This is a genomic window from Mesorhizobium sp. WSM4836 (assembly GCF_055811815.1).
On the sequence record NZ_JBVVQF010000012.1, the window covers coordinates 136,086 to 150,258 of the forward strand.

Annotated in this window: 11 protein-coding genes; 2 read left to right on the plus strand and 9 right to left on the minus strand. The window is 62.6% G+C overall.

What is annotated here, in order from left to right; genetic code table 11:
* Window positions 1-28 precede the first annotated feature (28 nt).
* The 8 genes from nadE to AC0L2P_RS16355 all read right to left on the minus strand — a co-directional run bounded on the left by nadE (window position 29) and on the right by AC0L2P_RS16355 (window position 11,038).
* Window positions 29-1,036 carry an NAD(+) synthase gene (nadE, locus tag AC0L2P_RS16320; RefSeq protein ID WP_473502348.1) on the minus strand — a complete coding sequence of 336 codons (1,008 nt, stop codon included), beginning with the start codon at window positions 1,034-1,036 and terminating at the stop codon, window positions 29-31.
* Window positions 1,033-2,595, minus strand: coding sequence for a class I adenylate-forming enzyme family protein (locus tag AC0L2P_RS16325; protein WP_473502349.1), 1,563 nt, complete (start codon window positions 2,593-2,595; stop codon window positions 1,033-1,035). Before AC0L2P_RS16325 ends, nadE begins: the two co-directional genes overlap by 4 nt.
* Window positions 2,596-2,617: 22 nt before the next feature.
* Window positions 2,618-2,881 carry an acyl carrier protein gene (locus AC0L2P_RS16330; protein ID WP_473502396.1) on the minus strand — a complete coding sequence of 88 codons (264 nt, stop codon included), beginning with the start codon at window positions 2,879-2,881 and terminating at the stop codon, window positions 2,618-2,620.
* Between the two features lie 20 nt (window positions 2,882-2,901).
* Window positions 2,902-4,839 (minus strand): asparagine synthase (glutamine-hydrolyzing), encoded by a 1,938-nt coding sequence (asnB, locus tag AC0L2P_RS16335; RefSeq protein ID WP_473502350.1) that lies wholly within the window; start codon window positions 4,837-4,839, stop codon window positions 2,902-2,904.
* Between the two features lie 184 nt (window positions 4,840-5,023).
* A complete protein-coding gene (locus tag AC0L2P_RS16340; RefSeq protein WP_473502351.1) occupies window positions 5,024-5,995 on the minus strand; it encodes an NAD-dependent epimerase/dehydratase family protein in 972 nt (323 codons plus the stop codon).
* 108 nt (window positions 5,996-6,103) lie between these two features.
* The gene (gene smc, locus AC0L2P_RS16345) at window positions 6,104-9,562 is read right to left on the minus strand and encodes a chromosome segregation protein SMC (RefSeq protein ID WP_473502352.1); all 3,459 of its coding nucleotides are present in this window, start codon (window positions 9,560-9,562) and stop codon (window positions 6,104-6,106) included.
* A gap of 117 nt (window positions 9,563-9,679) precedes the next feature.
* Window positions 9,680-10,408 carry a DsbA family protein gene (locus AC0L2P_RS16350; protein WP_473502353.1) on the minus strand — a complete coding sequence of 243 codons (729 nt, stop codon included), beginning with the start codon at window positions 10,406-10,408 and terminating at the stop codon, window positions 9,680-9,682.
* Window positions 10,409-10,537: 129 nt separating this feature from the next.
* A complete protein-coding gene (locus AC0L2P_RS16355; protein WP_473502354.1) occupies window positions 10,538-11,038 on the minus strand; it encodes a DUF721 domain-containing protein in 501 nt (166 codons plus the stop codon).
* A 51-nt stretch (window positions 11,039-11,089) separates the two neighbouring features.
* Here AC0L2P_RS16355 and mutY point away from each other — a divergent pair, with 51 nt between their 5' ends.
* Together mutY and AC0L2P_RS16365 are read left to right on the plus strand one after the other, a co-directional pair.
* Window positions 11,090-12,202, plus strand: a complete 1,113-nt coding sequence (gene mutY, locus AC0L2P_RS16360) for an A/G-specific adenine glycosylase (protein WP_473502355.1) — start codon at window positions 11,090-11,092, stop codon at window positions 12,200-12,202.
* 11 nt (window positions 12,203-12,213) lie between these two features.
* The gene (locus AC0L2P_RS16365; RefSeq protein WP_473502356.1) at window positions 12,214-12,825 is read left to right on the plus strand and encodes an HAD family hydrolase; all 612 of its coding nucleotides are present in this window, start codon (window positions 12,214-12,216) and stop codon (window positions 12,823-12,825) included.
* Window positions 12,826-12,890: 65 nt separating this feature from the next.
* Here the strand turns inward: AC0L2P_RS16365 and AC0L2P_RS16370 are convergent, their stop codons facing one another.
* Window positions 12,891-14,024, minus strand: a complete 1,134-nt coding sequence (locus tag AC0L2P_RS16370) for a DNA methyltransferase (protein WP_473502357.1) — start codon at window positions 14,022-14,024, stop codon at window positions 12,891-12,893.
* Window positions 14,025-14,173: the final 149 nt, after the last annotated feature.

Below are 14,173 nucleotides of genomic sequence, written 5' to 3' on the forward strand. Positions count from 1 at the left end.
CAACTGTGCACACCGCTCTACCTGTTTGTCAGGTACCGATTTCCTCGACGTCATCAACGAGTTGCGGGCGCTGGTGCAGATAACGCGTCGCTTTGCGTTTGGCGATGATATCGGCCCAGATGCGTTCGACTTGTGTGGCGGCCAACCCCGCCGCCTGCCCCACCACCTCAGCCGCCATGCCGTTGTTGAGACCGTAAAGGCAAAGATCCATACGGTCATAAGGAAGCGAGAAGTAGAACTCCTCCTGCGTCTGCGCCAGCGAGTAGGTATCGGTGGTCGGAGGCCGGTTAAGGATTTCCTCCGGAACACCGAGATGGGCCGCAAGCGCATAGACCTGCGTTTTGTAGAGGTGGGCGATCGGCTTGACGTCCGCGGCGCCGTCACCGTTCTTCACGAAGAAACCCTGATCGTATTCCAGCCGGTTCGGCGTTCCAAGAACGGCGAAGTTCAAGCGATCGGCATGATAGTATTCAATCTGCTTGCGGGTGCGCTGTTTCATATTGGTAGCCGCGACGACGCCGAGATAGACAGGCAGCGGCATTCTCAGTTTCGTCTGCTTGCCTTCCGGATCCTGCACCACCAGGGATGAGATGTTGTAACCCCCGCCCTCGAGCGCGTTCGCGATCACGATCTTCGAGGCCCAGCCTTCGCCGTATTCCGGGACCAATTCGCGGATAAAGGCGTCCCGACGCTTGTAGCAGCCCATAGCGCGCAGGATCGGCCCGATATCCTCCGTCACAGCCTCGACACCGAAAGTTTCGGCGACGAGGCGGCCGAGCCGCAGGCTTTCAGGATCGGAATCGCTTTCCGGCATGAACAGGCAAAGCACATTCTTGGGGCCGACGGCTCGCGCCGCCAACGCGACCGAGACGCTCGAATCGATCCCGCCCGAAAGACCGAGCACAAGGCCCCGCTTGCGAAGCCCGCGCACCTGCTGGCGCAAGGTCGTTACGATACGGTCCGTTTCGGTGGCCAGGTCGATCTCCAGACCCTGCGCCAGAAAAATCCGCGCATCCTCGGTCGGGCGAACATTCATTGCGCGGCCTCCATGGTTTCTGCGGCAAGCCGACGGCTGACCTTGCCGGTATCGGTCTTCGGCAGCTCGCGGCGGAACTCGATGACCTTGGGGACCATGAAGTCCTCAAGGTGGCGTGCACAGTAGCGTAAGATATCCTTTTCGCTAAGCGCCAGGTCAGACCGTACGATAACTGCGCCGATCGCATGCCCGAGCACGGGATCCGGCACACCGACAACCACCGCTTCCGCGATGCCCGGATGAGCGTGAAGCACGGCTTCCACTTCCTTGGGCGCCACCTTCTCTCCACGCGACTTTATGATGTCGTCCTTGCGGCCGACGAAATAAAGAAAGCCTTCCTGGTCGGTCCTAAACAGATCGCCGGTGTAGAGAACCTTCTCCCAAGGGTTCGGACCCGGGAGCAGGGCTTGTGCCGTCGCGGCTTCGTTTCGCCAATAACCCTGCATGACGTGCGGCCCGCGAATGACCAGCTCACCTGCTACGCCCGGCGGCACCCGTTGCCCCTGGTCGTCGACGACAAAGGCTTCGGTATTCGGAATGGCTATTCCGACCGAGCCCGGCCGGCGGTCGAGTTCCTCGGGCGGCAGATAGGTGCAGCGCTTGCATTCCGTCAGGCCATACATCGAATAGAGCCTGACACCAGGGAAAAGGAACCGAAGGCGTTCTATGTGAGGCGGCGGCAAGGCAGCCGCCGTGTTGGAAATATAGCGGAGGCTGGGCAGGAAGCCCGGCGCTAGGTCCCTCATCTGCAGGATCATCGCTGCCATCGTGGGCACGAGCGGAAGCCCGGTGACGCCTTCCTGGCGGATGCGCTCAAAGACCGCCTGGGGAAAAGCGAAAGACTTCTCAAGCACGAGCGTGGCGCCAAGCCTGACAGCCATCAGCAATTGATAGAGGCCGTAGTCGAAAGCGAGCGGCAGAACATTCAAGATGATGTCGTCGGGCGAGTTGCGCAAATAAGTGGTGATGGAGTCGGCGGCCGCTTCGCAATTGCGGTGCGTCATCATCACACCCTTGGGCCGGCCAGTCGAGCCGGAGGTGTAGATCAACATCGCAAGATCGACGTCAATGCCGCGATGGTCAATCTCCCTGGCTTGGAACGTCAAGCAATCCGCCAGGGATGTAGCTCCTGCCGGGCATTGGTTATTAGCAGCAACGGTGGAAGCCACGAAGATGCCGGTCTTGCCGGAGGACGTCTTGCCGGAGGATCCGGACGCCTCGGCGACCACGGGCATCAGTTTTGCTTGCGTGAGGATCGCGGCCGCGCCGCAATCGGCGATGATGTAGGCCAGCTTTTCGGCCTTGGTGGATGCGTTGATCGGACTGAAAGTCGCGCCCGCTTTAAGAACTGCGAAAATCGAAACCGCAGCCTCCCAGCAATTGTCCATGAAGATCAGCACCCGGTCGTCGCGCCTGACGCCGTTCATGAAAAGGGCGGCGGCCAGGCGGCTCGAGAGATCGTCCAGCTCTTCGTAGCACAGCCTTTTGTGCTCGGTGATCAATGCCGTTTTGGCTGGATGGGCAGCGGCCTTCGCCGTCAGAAAATGTTCGATCCGCACGGACGCTCCTCGCCGATGGCGCTTATGCTGCCAGCGCTTCTGCTTTCGCCTTGATGAAGGCTGAGATACGGTCAATCGAATCCAGATTGGCCGGTACGATGTCGGCATCGACCATCGCTATGCCGAAATCATCCTCTATGAAGGCGACGAGCTCCAACACGGCCGTCGAGTCGATGATGCCGTTCTCGATCAGTGATGCGGTGTCTGCAAGCTCGTAGGACGAGTCGCCGAACAGGAAGTTGTCGACGATAAAGGTTTTGACCTTGTTCTTGATTGCTACCATGATTTTTTCATTCCCTCGATTTCTCAGGCCGCTCGTGCTGCACCGAACTTTTCGCCGGTGAAAATCCTCTGCCACAGTTGCGTCGACAAAATGCCGACGAAAGCCGCATTGTCGCGGAATCCGGACGCTGGCTGCAAGCGGCATTTCTCGTGCAGGTTCGCCACCGCCTTGGCGTTGAATAGCCCTCCGGCGGCGATGCTCGCTTCGCTGAGCGAGTCGCGTACGTAGTCCAGTTCTCCGGCTCCAACGAAGGAGCGCGCTTCCGGCGCCCGGTAAGGCTGCTTGGTGCGCTCGCGGATGGCCGTCGGAAGCAGGTGCTTGGCAGCTTTGCGCAGTATGTGTTTTTCCACCAGTCCCTTCAGCTTCATCTCCGGCGGAAGCCTTGCCGCAAACTCCACCAGGCGATGGTCAAGGAAGGGGAACCGCCCCTCGATACCGTGCGCCATTGCCATGCGATCGCCCTGGCTGGAGAGGATGTAGCCCGGCAGGAGAAAGCGGGTTTCGAGATATTGCGCCTGATGCAGCGGATGCCACCGGGAAAACGCCTCAGGCAACCGGCTGGCCAGTTCCTCGGCTGCGTCATAGCCCTTTAATGTCGCGCGCAGGTCACCGGAGAAGAACATCTTGGCCGCTGATGTGGTCTTGAAGCGCGGCCGATGCGAGAACAGCGGATCTTCCAGCGTAGCGCCGCCTGTGCCGAAGAACGCAGCCAGGTACTCCACGGACTGCTGTTGCAGGCCCGGCAGATAGGGATAAAGCTTACGGAACAGCTGTGGCCTTATGCGCGATGCTGGCTGTCGTGCACAGAAACGGCGAACCCGCGCTTCCTTGAAGACATCATAGCCGGCAAAGACCTCGTCGGCGCCTTCGCCTGTCAGCACTACTTTCAAACCAGCCTGGCGAACGAGGCCGGACAGTTGATAGAGGGGCGCCGGGGCGGTGCGGATGATCGGCCGCTCGGTAAAGCGGATGACTTCGGGAAATACACCGGCGATGTCGCCGGCACGGCAGGCTATGGTTCGATGGCGCGTGCCGAGTGCTGACGCCATTTCGGTCTGGAAGGCGCTTTCGTCATGCTCAGCGCTGTCGAACGTCACGGAAAATGTCTGCAGCTTAAGAGGAGTCATGCCGGCCGCGAGTGCCGAAACGAGGGATGAGTCTAGCCCGCCCGAAAGGTAAGAACCGACCGGCACGTCGGCGCGCATGCGAAGCCTCACCGCGTCGGTCAAAAGGGCCTGCAGTTCCCCGGCCGCGTCGTCCTCATTGGTGATCTTCGATGGCGTATCCGGATACGCATAGTCCAGGTGCCAGTATGGTTTGACCGTGACTTGCCCCTGCGTGGCGATCATCACGCTTGCCGGCTCCAGCTCGTGGATGTTGCGGAAAGCCGTGCGTGGAGCGATCGGCGCCCACAGCGTAAAGATCTGGTCAAGTGCAATTGGATCGATTTCGGCCGAGATGCCGGGTACCCTCAGCAGGGCTTTTATCTCCGACGCAAAGTAGAGCACCCCGTCCTTGCTGGTATGGAACAGCGGCCGAACACCCATGCGGTCTCTTGCAAGCACCATTCGCCGCCGCCGGTTATCCCAAATCGCGAAGGCGAAATCACCGTTCAGGAGCGACAGGCAGTCTTCGCCCATTTCATCATACAGCTGCAGGAGAACTTCTGTGTCGCTCGCCGTGCGGAATCGTCGGCCCTTGGCCAACAGCCCTTCGCGCAATTCCACGTAATTGAAAATCTCGCCGTTGAACGCAATCGTCAAATTGCCGGTCTCGTCGGACATCGGCTGCTGGCCGTCACCAATCCCGATCACCGACAGCCGCGCATGCCCAAGTCCAGCCTCGGGCGCTACGAATTTCCCTTGCTCATCCGGTCCGCGATGGGCGATCGCCGACGTCATGCGCGCAAGCAAAGCTTCCGCATCCCGGACTGAACCGAAATAGCCCCCGAATCCGCACATCCACACAGCTCATACTGAACAGCAAGCCACGAAACATAGCGGTCATAAGCGCCTCAAAGGTTAATCGAATACCTTTCAGCGAGCATATGGTTAACAGGATGTTAGGACAAAATGATGCTTTTGCGGACCGACCTGTGCCCACCCCAGATGTAGCGCTTGAAGGCCTCACGGCGAGCGGTGCAAATCACTGCTTCGAGTACGGCCGGTACCAATCGACAAACTTCTTCAGTCCGTCCTCTATCGAAACGCTAGGCCTGAAGCCGAAGTCCCGCTCCAGCGCGGTCATGTCGGCGTAAGTCTTCTCGACGTCGCTCGCCTGCATCGGCTCGTTGTGGCGGATTGCCTTGACCTCGAGCAGCCTTTCCAGAATGTCGATGAAGTCGCCCAGCCGCACCGGCCGGTTGTTGCCGACATTGTACAGCCTGTTCGGCGGAACGTCAGCCGTCGGCGGCTTATCGAGCACGGCGACAACCGCCTTCACAACATCGTCTATGTAGGTGAAATCGCGCCACATTTCGCCATTGTTGAACACCCGGATCGGCTTGCCCTCGAGTATCGCCTCTGTGAACATCCAATAGGCCATGTCGGGGCGGCCCCAGGGACCGTAGACCGTGAAAAACCGCAGGCCGGTCTGCGGTATGCCGAACAGATGGGCGTAGGTGTGGCTCATCAACTCATCGGTTTTCTTGGTGGCAGCGTAAAGCGAAACGGGCTTGTCGACCTGATCGGCTTCGCCGAACGGCACGCTGCGGTTGCCGCCATACACCGAGCTCGACGAGGCATAGACCAGATGCTCGAATGCGGGTTCGGCGCGACAGAATTCAAGCACTTCAAGGTGGCCCATCACATTGGAGCGGATATAGAGCCGCGGATTGTCGAGTGAGTGGCGCACGCCCGCCTGCGCGGCAAGGTGCACGATCCTGACGATGCCTTGCCCGGCCAAAGCGGCCGCAAGCGCGCCCTGTTCGGCAATATCGATCTGGTGGAACGAAAAATCCTTATGGGGCAGAAGGCGGGCAAGCCGCCCCTTTTTGAGCGCCAGGTCGTAATAGTCGTTCATGTTGTCGACGCCGACGACTGCCTCTCCCCGGTCGAGCAGATGGTGGCAAACGTGACTGCCAATGAACCCCGCGGCTCCGGTGACAAGTATAGGCAACAAGCTTCTCCACGCGCATAGCGGACCGGTATCGGGAGCGGCAGATCCGGCCCATTTCGTCGTGCTATAGTCGAAAGCCGAGGTGGAGACCACCATTAAGCTGATGCGTCAGCTTGCCTCGCGCATGGCTTCGGCCGCCTGCAGGTCGACCGACACCAGTTGGCTGACGCCTTGCTCGGCCATGGTCACCCCGAACAGCCGGTCCATGCGCGCCATGGTAATCGGGTTGTGTGTGATGATGACGAAGCGTGTCTCGGTGGTTGCGGCCATTTCGTCCATCAGATTGCAGAAGCGTTCGACGTTGTGGTCGTCGAGCGGCGCGTCGACTTCGTCGAGCACGCAGATCGGCGCCGGGTTGGTCAGGAACACGGCGAAGATCAGCGACATCGCGGTCAATGCCTGCTCGCCGCCGGACAGCAGCGTCATCGTCTGCGGCTTCTTGCCGGGCGGTCGCGCCAGGATCTCGAGCCCTGCTTCGAGCGGATCGTCGGACTCGATCAATTGCAGCTCGGCGGTGCCGCCGCCGAACAGATGCGAAAACAGCCGTTGAAAATGGCCGTTGACCACCTCGAAGGCAGCGAGCAGCCGCTCGCGGCCTTCGCGGTTCAGGCTATGGATCGCCTGCCGCAGCTTGCGGATCGCCTCGATGATGTCGTCGCGCTCGGAAACGATGGCCTCCAGCCGGTCCGACAATTCCTTCTGCTCTTCCTCGGCGCGCAAATTGACGGCGCCCAGCCGTTCGCGCTCGATCTTCAGCCGGTCGAGCTGACGCTCGATCTCGGCGATTTCCGGCATCGGGCTGTCGGGTTCGAGGCCGGTGTGGCGGATCACCAGATGCGGCGGCGTGTTCAGCGTTTCCTGGATGCGCGCCTCGACTTCCAGCCGACGCTCGTCGGCGGCGGTCAGCCGCTCTTCGGCGCGAACGCGGGATTCGCGCGCCTCGGCCAGCGACTGGATGGCAGCAGTCGCAGCCTTGTCCAGCTCGGACTGCCGGTTCTCCGCTTCCTGCAAGCGGTCGCCCGCTGCCTTGCGCAGGCTTTCGGCCTCGGCGAGCTGCGACAGCAAGGCGCGCCGCTTGGCGTCGATCTCGTCGGGGGCGTCGGCCAGCCTTTCGCGCTCGGCCTCGGCCTCTGCCTTGCGTTCGCCGAGCGCTGCGATCTGTGTCGAGGCGTTTTCGGCGCGCTCCACCCAGTTGCGCCGTTCAGAGCCGATGGCATCGAGCCGGCGCGCACGTGCCTCGGCTTCCCGCCTCAGGCCCTCGTGAACGGCACGCGCATCGGCAAGGGCGGCGCGGTCGGCGGCGACGTTGGCCGCCGACTGCTCGATCTGGCGCTGCAGATCGCCGAGATCGGGCGCGTCCTGCAGCAGCATTTCCGCCTCGACGAATGCCGCCGCCGTTTCCTCATGGCTGTCGACGATGCGCGCGCGCGCCTCGTCAAGTGCGGCGCGCCGGCTTGACAGTTCGCCGCCGGCTTTTTCGGCGTCGGCCAGCGTGTTGCGGGCAGCTTCCAGCCCGTGCTGGGCGTCGCGCCCGGCCTGTCGGGCATTGCGTTCGGCCTCGCTCGCCTGGGCAAGCGCCTGTTCGGTCTGCGCAAGAGCCTGTTCGGCTTCGCGCAGGGTGCGCGTGGCTTGGACTGCTTCAGCATCGAGTTCGGCCAGCCGGTTTTTTTGCGCCAGCCGCTGCGCGGCGGGGGTCGGTGCATCGGCGCTGGCGGTGAAGCCGTCCCAGCGCCACAGCGCGCCTTCGCGGCTGACCAATCGTTGACCGGGAGCAAGCAGCGTCTGCAGCCTTCTTCCGTCGGCGGCTTCGACAATGCCGATCTGGGCCAGCCTGCGGGCCAGCTGCGCCGGCGCGCGCACGACAGTGGCGAGGCTCCTTATTCCTTCAGGCAATGCGGCGTCGGCGGGCTGGATTTCGCTCTGGCCCCAATGCACCGGCGCGCTGCGGTCGAGCGGCACATCAAGATCTTCGCCAAGTGCTGCACCCAGTGCCGTCTCGTAGCCGCGCTCGACGCTGATCTGCTCCAGCACCGAGGGAAATAGATCGCCGCTGGCGGCGTTGAGGATCTTGGCCAGCGTGCGGGCCTCGGTTTCGATCCGCGCTAGCTCGGCCTTTGCGTCCTGAACCGGTGGGCGGCCAGCACTTTCGCCTGCACGCGCCTCGGCGACCGCCTGTTCGGCGGCAATGGCGGCTGCCTCGGCCTCTTGGAGCAGCACCAGCGCCTGATCGACCAGCAGCCGCTTCTCGGCGGGGTCGGGCAGGCCGGCGACCCTGGAGACAATCTCCGACAATTCGCGGTCGACGTCGGCAAGCTGGCGGGCAAAGCGGTCGCGGCGCTCAGCGGTGTCGCGCAGCGTCCGTTCAGTCTGGTTGCGCGAGGCGGCGGCCTCCGCCCGTTCGGCGGTCAGCGCGGCGAGCCTGGCCTCGCTCGAGGCAAGCGTCAATGCCGCCTGCTCGAAAGCCGCGCGGGTGCTGGCTTCGCGCTCGGCGGCGCCGGCGTTTTCGACATTGAGCGCGGCTTCTTCGGCGGCGAGGCGTTCGAGGATATCCGCATTGTCGCGGACCATGCGCTCCTCGCGGGCAAGGTCGCTATCGAGCTGTTGCAGTCGGCGGTCGAGTTCTGCCTGGCGGGCGCGGATGCGGCCTGCCTCTTCCTCGATCTGAGCCTTGGCGATCGACAGACGCTGGAAGGCGGCGGCGGCGGCGGCTTCCGCATCGCGCAGGTCCGGCAGTCGGTGGGTGTTGATACCTTGTTCCCTGGCAACAGCCATCTGGGCGGCGGCACGGTCGCCGACCAGCGCCGTGGCAATCGCCAGTGCCGAACGCGCTTCGCCTTCCTGCGTCTTGGCTAGCGTCCAACGCAGATGCAGCAGCATCGCTTCGGCCTTGCGGATGTCGGCCGACAGGTTCTTGAAGCGCGAGGCTTGGCGGGCCTGGCGTTTCAGGCTTTCGATCTGGCTTTCCAGCTCGCCGACGACGTCGTCCAGCCGTTCGAGGTTCTGTTCCGCCGCCTTCAGCCGCAGCTCGGCTTCGTGGCGGCGCGTATGCAGGCCGGAAATGCCGGCCGCCTCTTCCAGCAGCGCGCGGCGCGCCTGCGGCTTTGCCTGGATCAGCTCGCCGATGCGGCCTTGGCCGACCATCGAGGGCGAGCGGGCGCCGGTCGACTGATCGGCGAACAGCAGCTGCACATCCTTGGCGCGGGCTTCCTTGCCGTTGATGCGGTAGAGCGAGCCGGCCTCGCGCTCGATGCGGCGCGAGACCTGCAACTCGTCGGCGTCGTTGAAGGCGGACGGCGCGGTGCGGTCGCTATTGTCAAGGAACAGCGTGACTTCGGCGGTGTTACGGGCCGGACGCGTTCCCGACCCGGAAAAGATGACGTCGTCCATGCCGGACGCACGCATGTTCTTGTAGGAGCTTTCGCCCATAACCCAGCGCAGCGCCTCGACCAGGTTCGACTTGCCGCAGCCGTTCGGCCCGACGATGCCGGTCAGGCCGCGTTCGATGACGAACTCGCCGGGTTCGACGAAGGATTTGAAGCCGAGAAGGCGAAGGCGCGAAAACTTCATTCGCGCCGGCCCATAGCCAGGTTTCGCAAGACTCTTCCGGGGTTTTGCAAGACGAACCCGCGGCAAGACAAAGAAGTGCGTACGCCGAAGCGACGCCGCTTCGGCGCTGCCGAAAGGTCAGAGCAGAGGGTCGATGATGGCCGACATTTCCGCAATCGACATCGCCCCTTTGTAGGTCTTTCCGTTGATGAAAAAGGTCGGTGTGGAATCGACCTTGAATTCGTCGGCGCCGCGCTTCTGGACGGATCTCACATCGTCCAGAAGTTTCTGGTCCGTCAAGCAGGCCTCGAAGGACTCCTGTGTAAAACCGGCAAGCTTGGCGATTTGCAGCAGTGCGTCCTTGGTATTATTCACACCAACCCAGTTCGCCTGCTGCCTGAACAGCACGTCGACCATCGGGAAATAATTGTCCTTGGAGCAGCGCGCCAGCATGAAACCGGCCTCGGCGCTGGGATCGAACGGAAACTCGCGCAGGATATAGCGGGCCTTGCCGGTATCGATATATTTTGTCTTCAGCTCCGGGAAGGTGGTTTCGGCGAAATGCGCGCAGTGCGGGCAGGTCATCGAAGCATATTCGACGATGGTGACCTTTGCGTCGTCCTTGCCAAGCTGCATGTCGGGCAGCGCGCCGGGCTTCAACAAGGCTGCCATGTCGACTGTACCCTGAGCTTCCGGCGCCTTGGCGGCGGCCGGAGCGGCCGGCTTCGCAGGATCGGCGGGAGCCGCAGGCTTCACATCCTGCGCCTCGGCTTTCTCGCCCGAGTCGCTGCAGGCGGCAAGCAGTGCCGCCGCCGGTATTGCGGCCAGCGAAGTCAAAAGGTTTCTGCGGGACAAGGAACGGATCATACGAATCACCTGGCAATAGTTGGATTTTGCAATGCAAAGGCTACAAAAAGCGAGAGTTGGCGCGAATTAAGGCATTGCCGCCCCTATTCCAATCGCCAAATCCGGGCATATCATCACGATAGCGCGAGATCACGGCTTCTTTTGCCCGAGAATGGTGGCGCCAAGCCGCTCCAGCGAGGCGCGCAGCCCGCCGTCCTCGATCAAACCGACGGTGCCCGACAGCTTCGCCTTCTCGGCCACGGTCAGCGGCCGCAAACCGGGTTTCGGCTTGTCCTTGCCCGCCATTACCGGCTTCTGCACGATCCTGATCCGGCCAATCGCATTGAAACCGAGGAAGCCATTGACCCGGTTGATGATCTCGCCGGTCTCGTGCTGCAGATGCAGTGCCGCCACACCCTCGCAGGCAATCACCAGCACCGCCGGTTCGAACGGATCGTCCTCGTGCATGCGGCGCGGCCACTGGATCTTTTCCGGGCGCGAGCGGCCGGCAAGCCGCGGCCCGGCAATCTCTGCCCATGACTGGACCAGCCCGATCGACATGCCGGCCCGCTTGCGCAGCACCGGGTCGAGGATCTCGGTTGCGAGATCGCTCACCGGAACGGGATTGCCGAAGGGCCTTTTCCCTGCCATGTGCGTTCTCCAGTCACCAGCTTCAGCACCATTAGGGCCGACCCTCGATCAATGGCACTGCACGACCAGACCCGCAAGGCCGTATCCGGAGACAATGGCGAGATCGCATCCCGGCTGCTTGGCTGGTATGACGCGCATCACCGCGACCTGCCCTGGCGCGTTCCGCCGCGGGTGCTGGCGGGCGGGGCGCGGCCCGATCCCTATCTGGTCTGGCTTTCCGAGGTGATGCTCCAGCAAACCACGGTCGAGGCGGTAAAATCCTATTTCCGGGCTTTCGTGCAGAAATGGCCAACGGTCCAGGCACTGGCGGCGGCACCGACCGAAGACGTCATGAAGGCCTGGGCCGGGCTCGGCTATTACTCTCGCGCCCGTAACCTCAAAGCTTGTGCCGATCTCGTCGCGCGGCAAAGCGGCCGCTTCCCGGACAGCGAGTCCGGCTTGAAGGAACTGCCCGGCATCGGCGCATATACGGCGGCGGCTATCGCAGCGATCGCCTTCGACCAACCAGCTGCGGTCGTCGACGGCAATGTCGAACGCGTCGTCTCACGGCTGTTTTCGATAGCCACGCCGCTGGGCGAAGCCAAGGGCGAGATACGCAGCCAGGTCGAACGCATGGTTCCCCGGGCAAGGCCCGGCGACTTCGCGCAGGCAATGATGGACCTGGGCGCTACGATCTGCACGCCGCGCCGACCCCGCTGCATGCTCTGCCCTGTTCGCGAGGATTGCAGCGCCACAATCTCGGGCGACCCCGAATGCTTTCCGGTCCGCCTGCCCAAGGCCGAAAGACCCTTACGCCGCGGCGCCGCCTTCGTTGCCGTCAGGGGCGACGGCGCCGTGCTTTTGCGCAAGCGCGTCGAAAAGGGTCTGCTCGGCGGCATGACTGAGGTGCCGACGACCGGCTGGACGGCGCGCATCGACGGCGCCACCACGGAAGCGGCAGCCCCGTTCCCCGGCAACTGGCGGCAGGCTGGATGCATCGGCCATGTCTTTACCCATTTTGCGCTTGAACTCGACGTGTTCAAGGCGGAGACCGACAGCGCCGCCCCGGCCGGGCATTTCTGGTCGCTGGCCTATGAAATTTCCGGGGAAGCGCTGCCGAGCGTCATGAAAAAGGTAATCGAAGCGGCGATACCGGGCGCGACGAAAAAGCAGCGGCCGCGTTGAAAGAGAGAAGAATGACTGAAATCCGCCATATCGTTTTCGACATCGGCAAAGTGCTGATCCACTATGACCCGAACCTGCCCTTCAGCCGCTTGATCCCCGATCCCGACGAACGGAAATGGTTCTTCGACAATGTCTGCACGCATGACTGGAATATCGAGCAGGATCGCGGCCGCAGCTGGGAAGAGGCTGAGACGCTGGCGATCGCGCAATATCCCGAGCACGCCGAAAACATCCGCAATTTCCGCCGGTACTGGCACGAGATGGTGCCTCACGCCTATGAGGACAGCGTCGCCATCATGATCGGCCTGATCGACAGCGGCCACGACGTGACTATGCTCACCAATTTCGCCGCGGATACGCTCGCCGAGGCCCGTGAGCGCTTCCATTTCCTCAACCGGCCGCGCGGCGTCACAGTTTCCGGCGACATCCGCCAGATCAAGCCGGACCGCGCCATATATGATCACCACATCGCCGCGTTCGGCCTCGAACCGTCAGCCACGCTGTTCATCGACGACAGCCAGAAGAACGTCGAGGGCGCCAGGGCGGCCGGCTGGCAGTCGGTGCCGTTTTCCGATGCAAAGACGCTCAGGGCGGACCTTGAGCGTCTTGGGATCAAAGTGTAATTTGAATCGCTTCCAGAGGTTGGTTGAGCTTTCGCACTAACCGATCTGTCGCAACTCGGAACCCATCAGCCCCCCGCCCGCTCCATGCCCAGCCGAGCAATGCGGCGAAGCTCGTCGATCGGGGTCAGGCCGCCGCTGCGCTCATAATGCCAGAAGGTCCAGCCGTTGCAGGCGTCCAGCCCCTGCACTTGTGCGCCGATCTTGTGGATTGACCCGGCACTGTCGCCGATCGCCAGCGTGCCGTCGGCGCGCACTTTTGCCGCCCAGCGCTTCTTGGCGTCGTAGAGCGTGGCGCCGGGCGCCACCAAGCCATTGTCGAGAAGCGCGACGAAGGCGACGCGCGGCTCAGCCCGCTTGCCGGTCAGCACCGTCAAATTGGCGCCTTCCAGCGGCCGGACCGCACCGATGCGTTCCATGGCAGCATCGATATAGGCCTGCTCGCGCTCGATGCCGACGAAATGGCGGCCAAGCCGCTTGGCCACAGCCCCGGTGGTACCTGAACCGAAGAACGGGTCGAGCACGATGTCGCCCGGCCTGGTCGATGCCGTCATGACGCGGGCGAGCAACGCTTCCGGCTTTTGCGTCGGATGCAATTTGTCGCCATTGTCGTTCTTCAGGCGCTCGCCCCCGGTGCAGATCGGAAATAGCCAGTCCGAGCGCATCTGGACGTCGTCGTTCGACGCCTTCAGCGCCTCGTAGTTGAATGTGTAACCCTTGCCCTTCTGGTCGCGCGATGCCCAGATCATCGTCTCATGCGCGTTCTGGAAACGGCGGCCACGGAAATTGGGCATTGGATTGGTCTTGCGCCAGACGACGTCGTTGAGGATCCAGAAGCCCAGGTCCTGCATCTTGGCGCCGACCCTGAAAATATTGTGGTAGGAGCCGATGACCCAGATCGTGCCGTTGGGCTTCAACACGCGGCGCGCCGCCAGCAGCCAGGCGCGGGTGAAGGCGTCGTAGGCCTCAAAACTGTCGAACTGGTCCCAATGGTCGTCGACGGCATCGACCTTGGATTGGTCGGGCCGGTGCAGATCGCCGTCGAGCTGCAGATTATAGGGCGGATCGGCGAAGATCACGTCGATGGATTTTTCCGGCAGCCGTTCGAGCGCGGCGACGCAGTCGCCCTTCAGGATCGTATCCAGCCACTCGGATTGCTGGGGAGTATCGGAAAGCTCGTCGAGAAGACGCACGGCAGACATTGTGACACCCAAGGCACGCGTTACTGTTTACTGTCCGTTATGGTTACCGATCAGCGTAAATATTCGGTGAAGCAGGCCGCCGAATTTGCGAAGCCCGGCCTGTTGGTGTATGCCGCGCCGCCTGAGCCGTCTGGACCAAAGGCCTCTCG

Excerpts from the sequence above, each read along its gene's own strand:
- nadE (WP_473502348.1), bottom strand. The coding sequence starts at position 1,036 with ATGAATGTTCGCCCGACCGAGGATGCGCGGATTTTTCTGGCGCAGGGT.
- asnB (WP_473502350.1), bottom strand. The coding sequence starts at position 4,839 with ATGTGCGGATTCGGGGGCTATTTCGGTTCAGTCCGGGATGCGGAAGCT.
- smc (WP_473502352.1), bottom strand. The coding sequence starts at position 9,562 with ATGAAGTTTTCGCGCCTTCGCCTTCTCGGCTTCAAATCCTTCGTCGAA.
- AC0L2P_RS16350 (WP_473502353.1), bottom strand. The coding sequence starts at position 10,408 with ATGATCCGTTCCTTGTCCCGCAGAAACCTTTTGACTTCGCTGGCCGCA.
- AC0L2P_RS16355 (WP_473502354.1), bottom strand. The coding sequence starts at position 11,038 with ATGGCAGGGAAAAGGCCCTTCGGCAATCCCGTTCCGGTGAGCGATCTC.
- mutY (WP_473502355.1), top strand. The coding sequence starts at position 11,090 with ATGGCACTGCACGACCAGACCCGCAAGGCCGTATCCGGAGACAATGGC.
- AC0L2P_RS16365 (WP_473502356.1), top strand. The coding sequence starts at position 12,214 with ATGACTGAAATCCGCCATATCGTTTTCGACATCGGCAAAGTGCTGATC.
- AC0L2P_RS16370 (WP_473502357.1), bottom strand. The coding sequence starts at position 14,024 with ATGTCTGCCGTGCGTCTTCTCGACGAGCTTTCCGATACTCCCCAGCAA.